This is a genomic window from Nocardia huaxiensis, from assembly GCF_013744875.1.
Classification (GTDB): domain Bacteria; phylum Actinomycetota; class Actinomycetes; order Mycobacteriales; family Mycobacteriaceae; genus Nocardia; species Nocardia huaxiensis.
In genome coordinates this window covers 5,208,959-5,228,375 of sequence record NZ_CP059399.1, presented here as the reverse complement: position 1 = coordinate 5,228,375, position 19,417 = coordinate 5,208,959, and the positions used below count along the sequence as shown (strand labels likewise).

Sequence of the window (19,417 nt, the reverse complement as noted above, 5' to 3'; positions counted from 1 at the left end):
GCGCCCTCCTCGCGGCTGCCTCCCTCGCAGCCTATCGCCGGGCCGCGCCCCTGGCCGTTGTCAGTTCGTCGCGCGAAGGAATCGGCCGGTGCGGCGGGTGCCGAGAATGTCAGCGGGTTCGCCGTCGCCGAAGACGCGGTCGCCGCCGATGAACACGGCCGAGACGGCGGCGTCATTGCGGTTCACCATGCGAGACAGGTTGTCGTACACCGGGATCGGTTCCTCGGCGTAGGCGTCGAGAGAATCGTCGAGGTGGGCGGGATCGACGACGATCAGGTCCGCGCGGTCGCCTTCGCGCAGGTGGCCCGCGTCCAGGCCGTACCAGTCGGCCAGCTCACCGGTCATGCGGTGCACCGCCTGCTCGAGCGAGAGGAACGGGCGGCCGGATTGCTCGGCCCGGTGCACCCGCTGCAGGAAACGCAGGCCGAAGTTGTAGAAGGCCATATTGCGCAGGTGCGCGCCGGCGTCCGAGAAACCCAGCTGCACAGCGGGACTGGCGCTGAGCTTGTCGAGGAAACGGGGGCGGTGATTGGAGATCGTGGTGCGCCAGCGCAATTTCGTGCCGTGCTCCACCACCAGATCGAGGAAGGCGTCGACCGGATGCAGGCCGCCCCGGTCCACACCGACCTGGCCGAACGTCTTGCCGATCACCGTGTCGTCCGGGCAGGCCACGATCTCGGCGTCGAAGAAATCGCGATGCCACACGCGCATGCCGAAGCGGGCGTCGTACTCCTTGCGAAAACGCCTGCGGAAGGCTTCGTCCTGCATCAGGGCATTGCGCTCCACCTGATCGGACAGGTGCAGCGCGGCCGCACCGGCTCCCAGCTCCTCGAAAATGACCAGGTCGATGCCGTCGGCGTAGACCTCGAACGGCACCGGGAGATGCTGCCAGCGGAAGTCACCGCCCAGCGCGTTCACCAGCCGGGCGATCGGGCCCATGAGATGGACCAGGAACGGATTGGCTTTGAGGTCCGCGGCCGACAGCAGAGTGGTCTTCAGCCGGCGGCGGAACACGGCGGCGCTGCTCAGCGTCATGGCGGCGATACTGCGCGGCGAGGTGACGTCGGGACCGGCCTGCAACACGCGATCACGCTGTCGCAGAATGGCATTCAGGCGGCGGCGTTCGCGCGCCCGGGCGTAGGTGGACGGCAGCGTGCGCGAGCGGGCGACCTCGCCGTCGAGCTTGTCGAACAGCAGCTGCTGCGCCGACATGCCCACGAAACCCGCGTCGAGCGCCTCGTGCAGCGCCGCCTCCATCGCGGCCTGCTCCGCCGCGGTCGGACGCACCCGCTTGCGGGTGGCCCGGTCCAAACCCATCAGCGCCGTGCGAATATCCGAATGCCCCAGCAGCGCGGCCACATTCGGCCCGAGCGGCAGATCCTCGAGGGCCGCCACGTATTCATGCGCGCAACGCCAGGTCTTCTGCGCGACCGCTTCCATCACATGCCGGCGCGGAATGGCCTCGACCCGCCCGAACAGATCCCCCGCCGCGGTGGCGTCCACGTGCACGGTCGACAGTGAGCACGACCCCAGCAGCACCGTGGTGATCCCGTGGCGCACGGATTCGGTCAACGCCGGCGCTTTCAATACTTCCACGTCGTAATGCGTGTGAATGTCGATCATGCCGGGCATCACCCATTTACCCTCGGCATCGACCACATTCGAGCAACCGGACTCGTCCAGCGGCTGCGCGGTCACCGTGACGACGCGATCACCCCGCAACCCGAGATGCCGGACAGCCGAGGCGGCGCCGGTGCCGTCGAACCAACGGCCACCCTTGATGATCGTGTCGTAGCTCACCATCCCAGTGCATCCCGGCCGCCCAGCACAGTCAATAGGCAACTGCACGAACGACTTCAGCCACTGTCACAGGCCGAAGACACGCCGAGGAGTAGGCGCAGATCACATTCGGCCGCCGAGGTGAGCACGCCACCACCGACTGTGCCGTCGATCCCATCGCATTGCCGGGCCGCGATGCGGAATCCTAATCTTGCCGAAGATCCCTATTTCTTCCGAACGACGAAGGGCGGTACCTCATGACAACGCTCATTCTCGCGGGCATTGCGACGGTGGGAGTGTTCGCGTTCTTCCACGACCGCAACAATATGGACTTCCGCGCACGCGAAATCGCCGAATACCGCAATCGGAAGTAGCGGCCGGCCCAGCGTGTAACGACAGCGCGCTCGATTGTGACGTAAGTCATGTAAGAGCGGTTCGCTGAACGCAGCGCACTGCTGAGTTTCGAATTGTGCGTGGGCCTATCAGGGTTGGGGGCTTCGAGCCCCACGCTGATGGAGGTCGTCATGAAGTCGTTCGGCAAGCGGATGCTGGTGAGCGCCGCGGCAGCCACGCTGCTCGGCTCAGGGGTCGCGCTGGGCGCCGCGCCCGCGCAGGCGCAACCGTGGTGGGGCCCGGAATGCGCCGCGTATCCGGTGAACAACAGCGCGGCGTATTCGACGTGCTACTGGTTCGGCTGGCATCAGGTGAAGATTCAGTGCCGCCATTGGTGGGGATACTTCGGCAGCAGCTGGGCCACCTACGAACGCCGCGGCCCGGTGGTGTGGGGTGCCCAGCAGTCCTGGGCGCACTGCGATACGCCCGGCACCTTGCAGCGATGGGAGGTCGTCACCTTCGGCTGGTAGCGCGCGACCGGCGGCCGGGTCGGCCGCGACCGCTCACCCTGCGGTGGTGCTGCGGCGGGAACGCTACAACCCGGCCGGTGAGCTGACAGCCGTTGTGCTGCTGCCGTTCCCCGCCGCCATCCACACGGGGCCGGACAGGATGCTGTACGTGAACCACGGCGACAGTCCCACCGGCCCCGATTCCCGGCTGGGGCCTTGTCCTGACGGAATGCTCTACGCCGCAAGCGCTTCGGGACGCTTGGTGCGCATCGATCCCACCGCCGGAAGCACCTGCGACGTGCACAACGGCGAACCGCTGGCCTCGGTCACCGCGGCTTCCGGCGGGCTGATCCTCGGCACCGAACTGGGCAGTATCCTGCACCTGAGCACGGACTGGCGCTCATCCTGACCGACGGGAAGTGTCAAGAAGTTGGCGGCGGCCATCGATGACCGAGCGCGCCACCCCTGGGTGCACTGTCGAAGCCATCGACAGTCGGGCCGGAGCTCGGGCGCATCAGCCGCCCGGAGTGATATTGACGCCGCCGCCATTGGGAACGGGGACCACCTGCACCTTGCCGTCCTTGATGGCCTGATACAGCACGTAACCGTCGGGGCCGAGCACTTCCACCAGACGCCGGATCGCCTCCAGCTCGGTGTTCACCCGGACGTTCTCCTCGCCCTGGGCGCGCGTCGCCTCGATGGCGCGCTGCGTATCGGTCAAAGCCGCCCGGACCGATTCCGGCGGGACCGGTTGCTGAATGGTCAGCTGCGGATCGCCGCAATCGCCGCCGGTGCCGGGGGTGTAGACCGGGCTGCAGAAGAACGCCTCTCCGCCTTGCTCGGCAATGTATTTCGCAGTCAGTTCGCCGACCGCGCGTTCCCACTGGCCCTTGGTCTCGGCGCTCGTGTACAGATCACGCCAGGCGTACGCCTTCGTGGCGTCGTCGAGAGCCCGCTCCAGCGGATGGCCGATGTAATCGCGCAGCATCCGCACCCATCCGTCGTATTCGTATGCCTCGTATTTGATGCCGATGCGTTCGTGGAACTGCCGCAAGGTGCCGCACTCGATATTGAGACTGAAGGTCACCAGGCCCGTCACCTGGAGTTCCAGGTCGTCCTTGGACACCACGGTGGCCTTGCCGATTTCCGCATCCTCATGGTCGGCGAATTCGAAGGTCCGCTGCCCCGCCGGGTAGAGATAGACCTGATCTCCCGGTCCGTGATACTCCCGGCTGCCCGGCGCGACACAATTGGAGAACGTGGTCGCGCTGAAAGGTCCCGCGTCGTACTCCAGCCCCGACTGATCAGGATTCGGCGCCACCGAACAGCCGGTTGCCGATATCACGCCGATCAGCAACAGCACGCCCAGCATCGGCGCCCACCAACGCATCCGCCTCATGCCGACAGTGTGTGATCAGAATAGGCTGTCCACCAACCGATTTCGGACTGCCCCGAATATCGGCCCGGCGCGCATCGCCCCCTTCCACCCGGAGCAACCGGCGGCCAAGATCAAATTGTTGTCGGGGAGTTCGCGCCGTACCGGCTGAGAGTCCGGACCTGCCCCTACGATTCCGATGTCCTGAGCAGGCAACTCCGAACAAAGGGTGTGAGCACGACAATGGTGTCAGGGGCTTGGGCTGGGGTTGAGGAGAGCGGGTCCGCACGGTCGGTCGCCGATCGTGATTCGGTGTTGAGGGTGCATCCGCGAGCCTTTCGCGATGAATTGGTGTCGAGTGCGCAGTGGGTGGCCGAGTACCTCGATCGGCTGGAGCAGGGGCCGGTGACCCGCCGGCTGCCCGCAGAACTGCGGCGGCGTCTGGGGTCCGGTGGGCTGGCCGAACCGGGCGGGGAGCTGTTCGGGGTGCTCGACTTCGCGGAGCAGTCGCTCGCGCCCTATCCGACGGGCAACGGGCATCCGGCGTTCTTCGCCTGGATCAACTCCCCGCCGTCACCGGCCGGGGTCATCGCCGAACTGCTGGCCACCGCGATCAACGCCACCTGCGGCATGGGCGAGCACGCGCTGATGGACCTCGAACGCGGAGTGATCGCCGATCTGGCTCGGCTGGCGGGCATGGCCGAATCCACCGGCGGCGTCCTCACCAGCGGTGGATCGATGGCCAACCTGCTGTGCCTGGCGGCCGCGCGGCACTGGTTCCTGCAACGGCACCAGGCGCTCGACGGCCCGGAATACGATGCGGCACATGGCCGTCTGGTCGCCTACTGCGGCGTGCAGGCGCACATGTCGGTCGCCAAGGCCGCCGCGGTGATCGGCATCCCCCGCGCGCGGGTGCGGGTCATCGCCACCACGCCCGACCGGTGCATGGATGTCGAGGCGCTGGCCGCGGCGGTACGGGCCGACCGCGCGGCCGGGCTGCTGCCGTTCTGCGTGGTGTCCAATCTCGGCAGCACTCCCACCGGCGCGGTCGACACCCCGGCGCCGATCACCGCGGTGTGCCGTGAGCACGGCATGTGGCATCACGCCGACGGCGCCTGGGGTGGGCTCGGCATCCAGGTGCCGGGCTGGGCCCCGGCCTACGACGGCATCGCCGAGATCGATTCCCTGACAGTCGATCCGCACAAGACGCTGTCGGTGCCGGTGGGCTGCGGGGCGGCGCTGGTCACCGATCCGCAGCGGCTACGCGCGGCGTTCGGTTTCCGCGCCTCCTATCTCGACAGCGACGAGAACCTGCCGTGGATGTCGGAATACACCTTCGAGCTGACCCGCCCCGGTACCCGCGCCTTCGCCTTGTGGGCGACGCTGCACCAGCTCGGCCGCAGCGGAGTCATCGCGCTGCTCGAACACTACGACCGCATGGCCGGCTACCTGCGCGACCGCATCACCGCCGAACCGCGACTGGAATTGCTGGCCTGCGGACCGCTGCCGGTCGTCTGCTTCCGCGTGCGCGGCATCGGCTCCCACACCGCTCTCGCCGAGACGGTCCAGGCCCGCGGCCGCGCCTACCTCGCCACCGTCGACCACGAAGGCGACACCGTCCTGCGCGCCTGCATCTGCAACCACCGCACCGGTCCCGAGCACATCGACACTCTCCTGGAGGAAATCCTCACCAGCGCAACAGAACTCGAAGACGCACACACCTCCGCGCCGGCGAGCAGCGTGCCGATGCCGAGGTGAATACCCCGGGCGGCCGTTCCGGACGCCCTCGAATACCCGCTCCCCGCACGGCCCGACCCGGTTCGTGAGATCCGCACAGAACAGGCATTCGGCCGCGTACCATAGGGTGCGGATTCGGAGCCGAGGATTCGCTCAGCAGGGAATCCTGCTCGTGGGCGTGTCGCCGAACTCAGGGAATTGGGCGAATTCTGTTCGGCGACACGCTTTTCCGAGAGAGGCGGGGGCTCAACCCGCCTCGTTGGTTGACTATGCCACCAATCAAAGTTAGCCACAATATTGCCCCCGAATGGAAATGTTCCTTTTGCCCGAATCCAGTTTCACCCCAGGCTTTTGACCTGCATAGATCATGAATATCTTTCGAGCACAAGGGCATTCCAGCCTCCGAAAAGAGGACTTTCGCACTGGAATCGACAGCCTCCGCCGCCGAAAATGAACAGTTGACCAAATTCGGGGCCGATACCGTCACCGGCCGTAGAGCCGGGCAGCCGACGAGGTGCGGACGGGGGTGAATTCTTCAGTGGTGTAGGCGAAGTTGAGGGCGACCCTTCGAATCCCCGAGCGGCGCAACGGGGTTACCCGATGAGCGGTGGTATCGCTGCGCAGCAGGTAGGCATCTCCTCGCCGGTGATACGCGAAACGCGTTTGCCCCATGGCGAATCGGCGCAGATCGGTGCTGTCGGACAGGTACTCGAGCAGCCCGCCGTCCGGCGGGCCGGGCGGCGCTTCGAGGAAGACCACGAGCGCGATCGGATAGTCGTCGATGTGCGCTCCGTGGGTGTCACCGGGGCGGTGCAGGATATTGAGTACATGCCGTTCGAGTGGATCGGGCACGGCGATCAGTTCGAGTCCGGTGATCGCGCACAGCAATTCCCGCAGGGACGGGTCGTCGTACAGGCGAGGGATCAGCGCCGAGCCGGTGGCGATGGCCTGACCGCCCAGTGTGGTCATGTGGCGCGGTGACCCATCCATGCACGCCATGCGGAAATCACGGCGCGTGCACGCCAGCTCCAGCCGAGTGAGTTCGCTGTCCAGCCCGGCCAGCGAGGCGGCGTCGAACAGCTCCGGCAACGGGGCGTACCCCTCGATCGCGAACCTGTCGCGCAACGCGGCGCGGACCGCCGCTCCGGCAGTGGGAGTCTGGTTGTAGGCCAACGAAATTCGCATGCCGAGCACACCCTCTGCCGTGATCGCCGGTCCGAGCATCGTCAGCCCACTGTGACATACGGCGAGCGCCCCGCGCGGCACGATGCCGCACAATCCGGTGGTTTCGCCCGCGCGCGGTCCGGTGGGCACGGCATCCCGATGAATGGGATACCGCGTAGTCGCTCAGAGCGCAGAGCTGCTTCTGTGAGACGCGACACGTCGGCCTTCGGTTCTCCGGCAGACCTGAAGTGGCGTTACCCACAATGAAAGGCATTCCCACCCATGCGAATTCGATCCATTCGCCTATCCCTTGCGGTGATGGCGACCGCGGTCGCGGCCACAGCCGCCACCACCGGCGTCGTGTCCGCCGATACCGGTTCCGGAAGCTCGGGGGGCAGCTCCGGCAGCAGCGCCGGTATCGGCGCCGGCGAAATGGTCATCACCCTGGTGCGCCACGCCGAGTCCACCGGTAACACCTCCGGCCTGATCGACACCAAGGTGCCCGGACCCGACCTGACCGCGCGCGGCCGGACACAGGCGGACAATCTGGCTGTCCAGCTGGCCGACAAGAAGTTCGACTGCGCCTTCGCGTCCACCATGGTCCGCACCGAGCAGACCGCGGCGCCGACCGTCGCCAAAAAGGACCTGAGCCTCAACATTCAGGCCGGCTTCCGGGAGATCGAGGCGGGCCAGTACGAGGGCACCCCGGAGTCCCAGGCGATGTCCGGGTACCTCCAGGCGCCGATCAAGTGGCTCTCCGGTGACCTGAGCGCACGGATTCCCGGCTCCATCGACGGCAATGAGTTCGACGGCCGCGTCGATCAGGCACTGCTCGATGTGCAGCGCCGCGGCTGCGCCAACCCGGTGATCTTCTCGCACGGCGGCACCATCATGTTCTGGTCGATGATGAACGCCGACAACGCCGACAAGAGCAAGCTCGGCACCGATCCGATGCGCAACGGCGGCCGCGTCGTACTCAAGGGCAGCCCGCAGAAGGGCTGGACGATCACCGAGTGGGTCGGCCACCCGGACATCGGCTGATTCACCCTTCCGCGCCCCGGTGGCACCGACACGATCGGTGACACCGGGGCGCGGTCGTCTTTCAGAGTTGCTGGGCGTCACCGTAAACGGTGATGTTGTTGTCGGCGGTCGGGGTGGAAATCGCCGCGGTGGCGAACGAGCGCAGGCTGACCGGGCCGGCACAGGCGTCCACCTTCACTTGAACCTGTTCGGCGGTGATCGAACCCCGGGATTCCGTCAGGGGTTTGGTGCCGAGAGTGATGGTCTCGATGGTGCCCGGTTTGATCGTGACGGCAATGGTCGGTGTCACCGAGGCCGTCACACCCGGGGGTTTCGTGAACGAGACTCCCACGCTCGCACCGAGTGTGGCCCCGACACCCAGCACGGCACCACTGGAAACGTCCACCGCACAACCGATCTGGTAGCCCAGGATGATCGTGCCGGTCGTCGGGCGCTGCCCGCTGTTGCCAGTGATCTCGGCGGTGGCCTTCAGCGAGACGAAACCCTCACGGCTGACCGGAGATCCGGCCAGACTGGGCCAGCGGTCGAGGTTCTCACCGGATTTGGTGATCGTCAGGGTCCAGCCGTCGTCGGTCACCGTCTGGCGGGACCTGTCGGTGACCGCCTCGGCGGCGGCGGTTCCGGCGCCCATCACCAACGCGACCAGCAGGGTCCCCGTGCAGACCTGCGATGTTCGTGCAATTGTCGCCACTTCGATCCGTTCACTTTCGACAGAATTTCGCCTCGCACGCGGCGCGAGCAACCGCTGAGGGGCGGCTGTATTCGATTCTGTTGCGCTCGCGCTGTCGCGGGAATCCGCCGAGTGACGGTGCACGCCCGCCCGGCGGCTGGATGCGCACCCCGCCGACTCGCCGGCGCTAGGTTCGGGGCAGCCGCAGTTCGACCCGAAAGCCGCCCACTTCGGTTGGGCCGCTGAACATTTGACCGTTCAGCAACTCGGCGCGTTCGGCCAATCCGATGAGACCGTGCCCGGACCCCGGCAGCGCCAGTGCGCCGCGAGTCGGCGGCGCGTTGGTGACGACCACTCCGAATCGCTCCGCGTCCGACCACAGACATACCTCGGCGGTGGCGCCGGGCGCGTGCTTGCGGACGTTGGTCAGAGCCTCTTGTACCGTTCGGTAGACCGCACGCTGACCCGCACCGGAAACGTCGTCGGGCAGCGTCCCCGCGAACTCCACCGCGATACCGCTCGAATCGATCAGCGTCGTCAGATCCGCCAGGGTCGGCTGGGGTGTGAGCGCCGTGGCCTGGCCGCCGGAGGCCCGCAACAGCGTTACCAGGCTTCGCAATTCGTCGAGCGTCGCGACGCTCAATCCCCGAATCGTCCGCGCGGCCTCCCGGGTCTCCTGATCGGGAGCCGCGACAGCCAGGGCCCCGGCACGCACGGCGATCAGGCTGACCTGATGGGAGACCACATCGTGCATCTCGCGGCCGATCTGCGCGCGTTCGCGCGCCAGCACCGCCTGCGCGTGCAGATTGCGTTCGTGGTCACGGGCCTCCTCGATCTCTACCAGCCGCCGGGCGAGCTCGTCCCGGGTGCGCATGAGCAGACCGAACAGGACCGGCGCGGCGGCCCATGCCGCGGTGAATGCGACGTAGACCATCGCATCGGCGTGCGAACCGAAATCCGGCGGCCAGAAGGACGCGGCGGCCGACACCGCCGCGACCGCGCCGGCGCACCCGAAAACCACCGACCGCTCCCGGCGCAGTCGGCCCACCGTGTACAGGGCGACGGCGGGGGCGACAATGAGCCCGGTCAGCGCCGTCGGCAAGGTCAGCGCGAACACCGCCACCGGCCACCGGCGTCGTACAAGCAGTGCGGCACAGGCGATCACCGCGAACACCAACTCGCTGCGGTCGACATACACGGCTCCGAACACGGCATCCGCCGCCGCGACCGCGACCGCCAGCACGTCGACGATCCATCGCGGCGGCCGGACCCGCGCCATCAACGATCCTCGCGCTGCCCGGCGAGCAACCCGGCACGCTGCGCGACCAGTGCGGCCTGCACCCGGCTGCCCACCTGCAGCTTGGTCAGAATCGCGCTGACGTGATCCTTCACCGTGCCCACGCTCAAATAGATGCGCTGGCCGATCTCGGCATTGGACAGACCCGCGGCCAGTTGCACCAACACCTCGCGCTCCCGATCCGACAGGGTCTTGACGCGCGCGACCTCGGCATCACCGGCCGCCATCCGTCCCAACTCGGAATCGCGGTGCAGCAGCGTGGCCGCCGCCTTCGGCGACATCACCACCCCGCCGGCCGCCAAGGTGCGCACCAGCTGGGCCAACTGGTCCGGTTCGGTGTCCTTCAGCAGGAATCCCGCCGCACCGGACCGCAGCGCCGTGACAATGTACTCGTCGGTGTCGAACGTCGTCAGCATCGCCACCTCGGGCGGTGCTGCCAGCGCCCGCACTTCCCGGAGCACCGTCAGCCCATCGACATCGGGCATGCGGATATCGAGCAACACCACATCCGGGCGCTGCTCGGCAATCAGTTCGACCGCTCCGCCACCGCAACTCGTCCCGACCACCTCGATATCGGGTGCGGCGCCGAGGATGAGCTCGAACCCGGAACGCACCAGCGCCTCGTCATCGACGATCACCACGCGGACGACGGCAGGCTGCGCTGCGGGCTCGTCTCTCACTTCGTTCGGCATGGGTGGTTCACTCGCGCCGCCGGTGTGCGCCCTGGCACAGCGTTCTTCTCGCTCATCGTGACGACGCTAGGTCCTCGCCGGCGGGGCGACCATCCGCCACCTGGCGGGAATCACCCCGTCCGGCTGCGAACTCCGATCAGCCGTGCGCCCAGAACAGGTCGGCGCTGTGGTCATTGGGATCGGGATCGACGCACACGATCGAAGTGCCCCAGGGGTCTTCGTCGCGTGCGCCCGGATCATGGCACGCATCGCCGATGTGCGGCGCATCCGGCCAGGCCGAGGCCGGCGTGGCCGAGCCGACCGTGGCCGCGGTGAGGCCGACGCCGACCACCAGCGCACCGAGCAAGCGTTTCTTCATCATTGGACTACCTCCAGGAATTCCGTGTCGATCAGGGTCTCGACCGTATTCGCGGGATATCGGTGGCCGCGTCGCCCACGGGGCCGAGGTCTCCAGCCGGTCGGCTGAATACCCGTGGCCCGGCAGGCATCCGCTCGACGGGCTGTATTCGGTCTGTCGGCGGATGGTGCCGACGCCGCGGCCGCCCCTACCGTCGCCGGGAGCCATCGCGGGCGAGTCGGCGACTTCCGTTGTCACCCGGGCCCGCCGCATCCGATTCGAAGGGACGAGAAGTCATGCCGGACAGGACAGATTCGCCGGTTTCCTTACCCAGCGCCGCCCGGCGCATCGATGAGCTCGACATCCTGCGCGGGTTTGCCCTGTTCGGAATCGTCGTGGTCAACACCCTCGTCGTGTCGGCGATGTTCGCTCCGGCGGCGGGCGACGGTGTGGCGCCACCCGAGCGCGGCGGCATCATGGATCGCGTGGTCTCCGGTCTGGAGTACGCGTTCTTCGACGGCAAGTTCTATCTGCTGTTCGCGTTCCTGTTCGGGTACTCGTTCACCCTGCAAATGGCTTCCGCCGAACGGGCCGCGGTGGCGCCGGTGCCGCGGTTGCTGCGTCGCAGCCTCGCCTTGTTCGCCATCGGCCTGGCGCATGTGATGTTCTTGTGGCTCGGCGACATCCTCACGCTGTACGCCGCATTGTGCCTGATCCTGGTGCTGCTGCGTGGAATTCGCGCCCGCACCGCCCTCATCGCCGGACTGCTGCTGTACGCCGGATATCAGGTGCTGCCGCTCGTGCTGGGCGGCGCGATGACGCTGCCGTCCTTCGGTCCCGGCTTCACCGGAAGTTTCACCGAAACCCTTGCCGCACAGGTGAACGCGGCCCCGCAGGCGATGATGCAGATCTGGCAATTCCAGGGCGTGCCCGCGCTGGGCATGTTCCTGATCGGTCTCGCGGCGGGCAAGCGGCGGATCTTCCAGGATCGGGAGTTGCTGCACCGCTGGACACCTCGCGCTCTGGCGCTGGGACTCCTTGTGGCCGCACCGGTTTCGCTGGTGACCTGCGCCTGCTCGGTGCTCGAGATCGCGCCGCCCACGCTCTGGCCGACGCTGCAGGGGCTGGTCAACCCCTTCCTGACGCTGAGCTATATCGCGGGCCTGATCTGGCTGACCCGTTCTCGCTACGCCGATTCCGTGGCCCGCTTGGCCCCGGCGGGGCGGATGGCGGCGTCCAACTACATCGGGCAGTCGGTGGTGTGCATGCTCATCTACTCCGGATACGGTCTGGGACTGGCGGGCAAGGTCCCGCCCGCGGCCATCGTCGCGATCGCCACGACGACATTCGCCGCCCAGGTCTGGTTCAGCGCTCGATGGTTGCGCGGTCACGCCTACGGCCCGGTCGAATGGGTATTGCGCGCCGCGACGAATCTGGCGGTTCCGGCCTGGCGTAAACCCGCCCCGCCGACCGGCGGAGGCAGCGCGTCGGCCGTCTGACGCTCCGCCGTTCGCCGGGTGATGACCGCCGATCGGCGGGGCGGAAACCGAAATCTGCCGGATGGTCTGCCACCTGCTGAAACAGCGAGATTGGCGGTATGACCGCGATACAGCCGCCGCCGCAGGAGACCTCACCTCCCAAACCCGGAACCGGGCCCAAGCATGCCGCACCTGCCGTGCCCAGTCCATCGACAGGACGACTGGTCGGGATCGATCTGGCCCGGGCGCTCGCCGTGTTCGGGATGTACACCGTGCACATCGGCCCTCCGCTATCCGCCACCAGCGGTGTCGGCAGCTGGGTTCGGTATCTGACCGACGGCCGCTCCTCGATCCTGTTCGCCACCCTCGCCGGGTTCTCGCTGATGCTGATCGCGGGCCGCCGACAGCCGAAGACCGGGCGAGCAGGCCGACAAGCCAAGGCCCGCATCGCCATCCGCGCCCTGATCCTCATCGCACTCGGCACCGGAATGGCAATGGCCTACGGGGATGTGGTGATCCTCGCCTTCTACGGCGTCTACTTCCTGCTGGCGATCCCGCTGGTCCGGCTGAGCGCCAAGGCGCTCGCGCTCATCGCGGCCACGCTCGTGTTGATCACGCCGCAGCTGGCATTCGTCCTGCGCCCACTGCTGACCGAGCCGGTGCAGCGGGCCGTCGACGCTTACGACCCACTCGAAAAGCTCAGTGGCGTGGGCATTCTCGATCTGCTGCTCACCGGCATGTACCCGACGCTCACGTGGATGCCGTTCGTGATCGCCGGTATGGCGCTGGCCCGCCTGGATCTGGCCGCAGGTGCGGTGCAGGCGCGGGTGGCCGCGCTCGGCGCCGGCCTCACCGTGCTCGGATACGGGCTGTCCCGGCTGCTTGCCGGTCCGGGCGCGCTGGCGAGCATGGCGGAAGCCGAGCCGCCGGCCTCGGGCAGCGGATCGTTCGGTCCCGGCGGGTCGGCCTCCTCGCTCTTGGTCGCCGGGCCGCACAGCGGCACCACCTTCGACATCATCGGCAGCCTCGGAGTCGCGATCCTCGTGATCGTCGGCGCGACGGCGGCGATGCAGTACCTGCCGCGGCTGCGCCGCCTGGCGACGCCGCTCATCGCCGTGGGCAGCATGTCCCTGACCGCCTACGTCGGTCACTTCGTCGCACAGTCGTTCGTGCCGATGCCCGTGCCCGGCCTGGGCGAACCGCAGCGATCCTGGCTGCCGCTGCTCGTATTCGTCCTGGGCGCAATGGTTTTCGCCACGATCTGGTCCCGCTTCTTCCGGCGTGGACCGCTGGAGTATCTGCTCAACGCGGCCACCAAGCCCGCGAAGTACATCCGATGAGGTCGCGCCGATCCGGGTAGCGGGGCGAACCCGCCGGAAGACGGGTTGTTCCAGCCAGTCAGGGGATGTCCGGTGCGAATGGCCCCTGCCTACGCTCGCTGCGATCACCACCCCAGCTCCTCCGGGCGGGGTGGTGATCCGTCCCAGCGGTGCGGGTCGCTCGCACCGCTTCAGCATCTGATGAGGGTAGAAATGAACAACTTTCGCGTAGGCCACCGCGGGGTGCGAGCTGCCGGGCTCGGTGCCGCGGTCACGGTGGCACTGGGTTTGTCCGCCACCGGTGCGGCACAGGCCGATACCTTCGTGCCGCTGCCGGACGGCGAGCGGCTCGGCCCCGGCGTGAAGATCACCCGCACCCAGGAGAGCGCGACGATCTCACCATCGCTGGCGGCCAACGGCGCCGGCCGGGTGGCCTGGCTGTCGGGCGTGGTGACCGCGGATGTCGCTGTGACGCCGGCGGGCACCACCGGACCCAACAATGGTCCCGCGAACCGACCGGGTAGCAACAATTCCTCGACGCACGGCGCATCGCGTCTCACCGTCGGCTATATCGTCGGTTGCCAGGTCAGCATCGGCGAGGACGCGATTTCCGCCGGTGTGTCGGGTGGCATCAATACCTCCGGGGTGAGCGCCGGCGGATCGATCGGCCTCAAGCTCGGCCCGGGCCAGGTCGCCTTCGTGGGAGTCGAGGGCAAGGACATCCTGAAGGCCGGCGTGTACTCCGTCGAGTACCGCGACGCCGAACTCCAGGTTCAGGGCTGCGCGGGATACGCGCAGGCGCGCTCGTACGCCGTGGTCGAGATCATCGGCGACAACTACTCCAAGACCTCCCTCTACGGGCAGCCGTTCAGCATCGGCTGACGTTCTGTCGGGACCGATTCTTCTCTCGCACAAGCGTATTCAACCCATAGAGGACTTTCTCATGAGTATTCGCGATATCGCGGCCCGGATCGCCGGCGCCGGCCTCGCCACCACCGCCGCCCTCGGCCTGCTCTCCACCGGCGCCGCCAATGCCGACACCTTCATCCCGCTGCCCGGCGGAGAGCTCACCCAGACGTTGTCCGACGGGACCGTGGTCACCGTCCGCCTGGTCGGCGAATCCGCCACCCTCAGCGGCTCCATGGGCGCGACCCCGCTGCACCGCAATGCCTGGGTATCGGCTTCCGCGCAGGTCACGCTGTCCGGCCCGAATGCCGAGGGCGGCAAGATCTATCCCGGTTACGTCGTGGGCTGCCAGGTCGCCATCAATGGCGGCGGCGTGTCCGGCGGCGTCAGCGGCAAGACCGACTGGGAGGGCAAGAAGCCGGAGATCGGCGGCACCGCCGGCGGCAACCTCTCCCTCGGCCCGGGGCAGGCCGGCGCCATGTATCTGCTCGACCTGGAAGAAGCCGACGACTACGGCAAGGAATCACACCAGGTCCGCAATAAGTTCAAGGGCACCAGCGGCAGCGTCACCTGGGCCGACTCCACGATCGGCGTCAACGGCTGCGCCGGCTACGCCCAGGCGCGCGCTTTCGTCCGCGTGAAGGTTTCGACCGCGACCGTCAATTCCGTTGTGACCCTGTGGGGTCAACCGTTCAGCCTGGGCTGACACCACCACGACGGCCATGGACCCCGGCGGCCGCGCCGCCGCCGGATGCGGTGGGCACCCGTGTACATCCCCCATTCCCGCACGGGTGCCCACCGCTACTTCAATTCCGCGCTCCGGCCCGTTCGTCGATGCGCAGCGCGCTCACGAGTTCGCGGTACAGCTCATCGGATTCCACCAGTTCGGCGTGCGAACCCTGGGCGCGGATACGACCGTCCTCGAGGACCACGATGTGGTCGGCGTCCACAACCGTCGAAAGCCGGTGCGCGACAGTGATCACCGCACTCACCCGGGCCCGCTTGCGGATGCACTCGTGGATGGCCGCCTCGGTGATGCCATCGGCGTGCGCGGTGGCCTCATCCAGCAGCAGCACGTCGGGCGAGCCCAGCAGCGCCCGCGCGACGGCGATGCGCTGACGCTGCCCGCTGGAGATCGACGACGAACTCAGCGGCGTATCCAGGCCGTGCTCCTGCGCGGCGATCACCTCCTCCAGCCGGGTCTCCCAAATCGCCTGGATCAGTTCGTCATCCGACGCGTCGGGACAGGAGTAGACCAGATTGTCCCGGATGGTTCCCGGCACCACCGGCGTGTCCTGTTCCACGTAGGCCAGCCGCGCCCGCACCCCCGCATGACCGTGCTCGGCGTACGGCCGCCCGTCGAGCAGCAGTGTGCCGTGGCGGGGTTCGAGGAAACGCATGATCAGCGACAACAGCGTCGACTTGCCCGAACCCGACGGGCCCACGATCGCCGTGTGCCCCTGACGTGGGATGACCAGATCGATGTCGCGCACGGCGGATTCCTCCCGGTCTCCGTAACCCGCTGTGACACCGCGCAATTCGAGCACCGGTCCCAGGGTGGACCCGGTTGCGTTCGCGTCTGGCGTTGTGGCGCTGTCGGTTTCGAGTTCGAGCTGTTCGACCTCGCGGATGCGGCCCGCCGCCGCGACCCCGCGCTGCAGCGTCAGCACGTGCTGCCCCAGCCCGGTGACCGGCTCGATCAGCGCGAAGGCGTAGAGCAGGAAGGCGATCAGGCTGGACAGGGCCAGCGTGCCCTGTCCCACCCGCCAGGCGCCGAAGGCGAGGATCACCACGATCGCCACTTCCACACCCGCCCAGGTGATTCCCGAGGCTATCGCCTCACGACGCACCGCCCGCAGCGCGTGCTCGGTCGACGCCTCGGCATCGGCGATGATGCGCTCGGACTGGCGTTGCTCGGCGCGTGCGGCCTTCACCGTGCGGATCGCGTGCAGCGCCCCTTCCAGCGCGCCGCCGACCAGACCCAAACGCTGTTGCGCCAGTTGGCGTTCGGCGGCCACACCCGGCATCAACAGCAGGAACAGCGCACCCACCACCGTCACCGCCGCGACCGTCGCGCCGAACAGGGCCACGTCCAGCACGGCCATCAGCACCAGCGTGCCGACCAGCATGATCACGCCGTTGACCAAGCCGATCAGGCTGGTGGACGCGGCCTCGTGCAGCAGCACCGTGTCCGAGGTGACCCGGGTGACCAGCTCACCCACCGGCCGGCGGTTCAGCGCACCGATCGTCGCGTGAAAGTATCGGCGCACCATCGACTTCCGGGCGGTGAGCACCACCCGCTCCCCGACCGTGCCCAGCAGAATCCACTCCAGGCACAGCACCATCGCGCTGAAAACCGACAACGCCAGCAGCGTTCCCACCGGCGTCACCAGCGAGGCGCCGGACCCCCCCGAGTCCAGCACCCACTTGGTGATCATGGGCGTGGCCAGGCCCGCGGCGGCACTCAGCACGCCGAGCACCAGCCCGATCGCGAGCGCGCGACGGTGCGGCACGACGAACGACCACAGCAGGCGAAGCCGCGCGAAACGCGGCGGCGATTTCTTCATGGCTTCGACGGTAGATACCGGATCATCGAATTCCCGCCCCCGCAGCAAACACCCAGCCATGCGGCGGGCACGATTCAGCCGGTCGGCGGGGAGCGCCCGCCCGGTCGGCGGACGCACCGCGCACCGGGAACGATAACGCCCGGTGCGGGCCGGGACGGGCACCCGCGAGTGAGGGGTCCCCCGCGGGTGCCCGCCGTCTCCGGCGTCCGGTGGTCGGACGCGCTCACCACCATGTCGGTGGCGCCGGGTGCGCACATCTGCGGCGGCACGGTGCGCTGCACCCGTCGATCGATGAAATACCGCTACCTGAAACGGTTTTCGCGATCTTCCGGATCTGCCCGGCGACTTCCATTCTGCGGAGCCAGGCGGCCTGGGCCAATCCGCCGATCGGCGGTCGCCACCCCGCCCGGTGGCGGGAAAGGCGGGCGAACACTCAGGACCGGGGCAACCGCAATTCGACGCGGAACCCGCCCTCGCCGGTGCTGCCGCTGAGCAATTGGCCGTTCAGCAGCTCCGCGCGCTCGGCCAGCCCGATGAGCCCGTGTCCCGATCCGGGCAGTGCCAGCGCGGTGCGAGTGGGCGGCGAATTCGTGACGACCACGCCGAACCGATCCGGGTCCGACCACAGCCGGACCGCAGCGGTGGCGCCCGGCGCGTGTTTGCGCACATTGGTCAGCGATTCTTGGACTGTGCGGTAGATCGTGCGCTGCGCGGCGCCGGTGACATCGGCGGGCAGGGCGCCATCGAATTCGACCGGGATGCCGCTGGATTCGATCAGTGCCTGCAGATCCGCCAGGGTCGGCTGCGGAGTCAGTTCCGTGGTCCGGCTTCCGGAGGCCCGTAACAACGTCACCATGTGACGCAGTTCGTCGAGCGTGGTGACGCTCAGTTCCCGGATCATCCGGGCCGCGTCCCGGGTATCGGAATCGGGCGCCGCGACCATCAGCGCACCCGCGCGGACCGCGATGAGGCTGACCTGATGGGAGACCACATCGTGCATTTCCCGCCCGATCTGGGCTCGCTCTCGCGCCAGCACCGCTTGCGCGTGCAGCCGGCGTTCGTGGTCGCGCACCTCCTCGATCTCCACCAATCGCTGGGCGAGTTCGTCACGCGCACGGACCAATTGGCCGAACAGAATCGGCGCGGCCGCCCACGCGGCCGCGTACACGCCCTGGACCACCAGGTGGGTGCGCGGGATGTCGCTGTCGAAGGGCCCCGAGGCCATGACGACGACTGCCGCGACGATCGCGCAACCGGCCAGCAGCCAACGATTCCGCGTCCGCCTGCCCAGCGTGTACAGGGCGACGGCCGGAGCCACCAGCAGCTCGGTCAGCGCGATCGCGGGCAGGGTCAGCGCGAACGCCGCCAATGGCCATCGTCGCCGGAAAAGCAATGCGGCACAGGCGATCACGGCCGCGGTTCGCTCCTGGTGCCCCAACTCCGCGGTCGCCCAGCCGGCGTCCAGCGCCGCGAGCGCCATCAGTGCGACATCGACGACCCACGTCGGCGGACGGGTCCGAGGCATCATCGATCCTCGCGGCGGCCGGTCAGCAGCCCGGCGCGCTGCGCCACCAGCGCCGCCTGCACCCGGCTGCCCACCCGCAACTTGGTCAGGATCGCGCTGACATGGTCCTTGACCGTCCCGACACTCAAGAACAGGCGCTGCCCGATCTCGACATTCGACAGTCCCTCGGCGAGCAGCACCAGCACATCGCGTTCCCGCGGCGTCAGAGTGTGCACGCGCGCGACCTCCGCGTCGGTGGCCGCCATCCGGCTCAGGGCGGAATCACCGTGCAGCAGGGTCGCCGCCGCCTTGGGCGACATAACTACTCCCCCGGCGGCCAGCGTGCGAACCAACTGGGCCAGCTGGTCTGGTTCGGTGTCCTTCAGCAGAAATCCGGCGGCACCCGACCGCAGCGCCGTGACGATGTACTCATCGGTGTCGAAGGTGGTCAGCATCGCCACCGCCGGCGGCTCGGCCATCGCGCGGACTTCGCGCAGCACCGTCAGCCCGTCGACATCGGGCATCCGGATATCCAGCAGCACCACATCCGGACGCTGTTCACCGATCACCTCGACCGCCGCGCCACCCGAACTCGTCGCGACCACCTCGATATCGGGTGCCGCCCCGAGGATGAGCTCGAACCCGGAACGCACCAATGCTTCGTCATCGACGATCACCACTCGAATCATGCAATGACCCGCTTCACTGT

At 68.0% G+C, this 19,417-nt stretch carries 18 protein-coding genes; 8 read left to right on the top strand and 10 right to left on the bottom strand.

Translation table 11 applies throughout. From position 1 onward, the window contains the following. Window positions 1–60 precede the first annotated feature (60 nt). Window positions 61–1,800, bottom strand: coding sequence for an N-acyl-D-amino-acid deacylase family protein (locus H0264_RS23515; protein ID WP_181585774.1), 1,740 nt, complete (start codon window positions 1,798–1,800; stop codon window positions 61–63). Between the two features lie 503 nt (window positions 1,801–2,303). On the opposite strand from H0264_RS23515, the gene H0264_RS23510 reads away from it, so the two are divergent. Further along, window positions 2,304–2,642: a hypothetical protein gene (locus H0264_RS23510; protein WP_181579548.1), complete on the top strand. Its 339-nt coding sequence runs from the start codon at window positions 2,304–2,306 to the stop codon at window positions 2,640–2,642. A gap of 46 nt (window positions 2,643–2,688) precedes the next feature. Continuing rightward, window positions 2,689–3,030, top strand: coding sequence for a PQQ-binding-like beta-propeller repeat protein (locus tag H0264_RS23505; protein WP_181579547.1), 342 nt, complete (start codon window positions 2,689–2,691; stop codon window positions 3,028–3,030). A gap of 105 nt (window positions 3,031–3,135) precedes the next feature. On the opposite strand, the gene H0264_RS23500 is transcribed toward H0264_RS23505, so the two are convergent. Further along, window positions 3,136–4,020, bottom strand: a complete 885-nt coding sequence (locus tag H0264_RS23500; protein ID WP_220139825.1) for an SPFH domain-containing protein — start codon at window positions 4,018–4,020, stop codon at window positions 3,136–3,138. Window positions 4,021–4,347: 327 nt separating this feature from the next. Between H0264_RS23500 and H0264_RS23495 the strand changes: the two genes are divergently transcribed. Beyond that, window positions 4,348–5,754 carry a pyridoxal phosphate-dependent decarboxylase family protein gene (locus H0264_RS23495; RefSeq protein WP_220139824.1) on the top strand — a complete coding sequence of 469 codons (1,407 nt, stop codon included), beginning with the start codon at window positions 4,348–4,350 and terminating at the stop codon, window positions 5,752–5,754. A gap of 462 nt (window positions 5,755–6,216) precedes the next feature. Here the strand turns inward: H0264_RS23495 and H0264_RS23490 are convergent, their stop codons facing one another. Further along, window positions 6,217–6,918: a HalD/BesD family halogenase gene (locus H0264_RS23490; RefSeq protein ID WP_181579545.1), complete on the bottom strand. Its 702-nt coding sequence runs from the start codon at window positions 6,916–6,918 to the stop codon at window positions 6,217–6,219. 261 nt (window positions 6,919–7,179) lie between these two features. On the opposite strand from H0264_RS23490, the gene H0264_RS23485 reads away from it, so the two are divergent. Beyond that, entirely contained in the window at window positions 7,180–7,938 is a 759-nt protein-coding gene (locus H0264_RS23485; protein WP_181579544.1) for a histidine phosphatase family protein, read from the top strand. A gap of 61 nt (window positions 7,939–7,999) precedes the next feature. Here H0264_RS23485 and H0264_RS23480 read toward each other — a convergent pair whose 3' ends face one another. From H0264_RS23480 to H0264_RS23465, 4 genes are all read right to left on the bottom strand, one after another. Beyond that, window positions 8,000–8,629, bottom strand: coding sequence for an MspA family porin (locus H0264_RS23480; RefSeq protein WP_244975923.1), 630 nt, complete (start codon window positions 8,627–8,629; stop codon window positions 8,000–8,002). A gap of 166 nt (window positions 8,630–8,795) precedes the next feature. Continuing rightward, on the bottom strand, window positions 8,796–9,887 hold the full coding sequence (locus H0264_RS23475; RefSeq protein WP_181579543.1) for a sensor histidine kinase: 1,092 nt from the start codon (window positions 9,885–9,887) through the stop codon (window positions 8,796–8,798). After that, window positions 9,887–10,597: a response regulator gene (locus H0264_RS23470; RefSeq protein WP_181579542.1), complete on the bottom strand. Its 711-nt coding sequence runs from the start codon at window positions 10,595–10,597 to the stop codon at window positions 9,887–9,889. Before H0264_RS23470 ends, H0264_RS23475 begins: the two co-directional genes overlap by 1 nt. Before the next feature lie 136 nt (window positions 10,598–10,733). After that, entirely contained in the window at window positions 10,734–10,958 is a 225-nt protein-coding gene (locus H0264_RS23465; protein WP_181579541.1) for a hypothetical protein, read from the bottom strand. Between the two features lie 272 nt (window positions 10,959–11,230). Between H0264_RS23465 and H0264_RS23460 the strand changes: the two genes are divergently transcribed. From H0264_RS23460 to H0264_RS23445, 4 genes are all read left to right on the top strand, one after another. Continuing rightward, entirely contained in the window at window positions 11,231–12,433 is a 1,203-nt protein-coding gene (locus H0264_RS23460) for a DUF418 domain-containing protein (RefSeq protein ID WP_181579540.1), read from the top strand. 98 nt (window positions 12,434–12,531) lie between these two features. Next, complete coding sequence (locus H0264_RS23455) at window positions 12,532–13,752, top strand: DUF418 domain-containing protein (RefSeq protein WP_181579539.1); 1,221 nt, start codon at window positions 12,532–12,534, stop codon at window positions 13,750–13,752. 192 nt (window positions 13,753–13,944) lie between these two features. Next, on the top strand, window positions 13,945–14,613 hold the full coding sequence (locus H0264_RS23450; RefSeq protein WP_181579538.1) for an MspA family porin: 669 nt from the start codon (window positions 13,945–13,947) through the stop codon (window positions 14,611–14,613). A 61-nt stretch (window positions 14,614–14,674) separates the two neighbouring features. Beyond that, entirely contained in the window at window positions 14,675–15,343 is a 669-nt protein-coding gene (locus H0264_RS23445; protein WP_181579537.1) for an MspA family porin, read from the top strand. Between the two features lie 100 nt (window positions 15,344–15,443). Here the strand turns inward: H0264_RS23445 and H0264_RS23440 are convergent, their stop codons facing one another. The 3 genes from H0264_RS23440 to H0264_RS23430 form a co-directional block, all read right to left on the bottom strand. Beyond that, window positions 15,444–17,204 carry an ABC transporter ATP-binding protein gene (locus tag H0264_RS23440; protein ID WP_181579536.1) on the bottom strand — a complete coding sequence of 587 codons (1,761 nt, stop codon included), beginning with the start codon at window positions 17,202–17,204 and terminating at the stop codon, window positions 15,444–15,446. 433 nt (window positions 17,205–17,637) lie between these two features. After that, complete coding sequence (locus H0264_RS23435) at window positions 17,638–18,732, bottom strand: sensor histidine kinase (protein ID WP_244975922.1); 1,095 nt, start codon at window positions 18,730–18,732, stop codon at window positions 17,638–17,640. Next, a complete protein-coding gene (locus tag H0264_RS23430; protein ID WP_231085531.1) occupies window positions 18,729–19,385 on the bottom strand; it encodes a response regulator in 657 nt (218 codons plus the stop codon). Before H0264_RS23430 ends, H0264_RS23435 begins: the two co-directional genes overlap by 4 nt. Window positions 19,386–19,417: the final 32 nt, after the last annotated feature.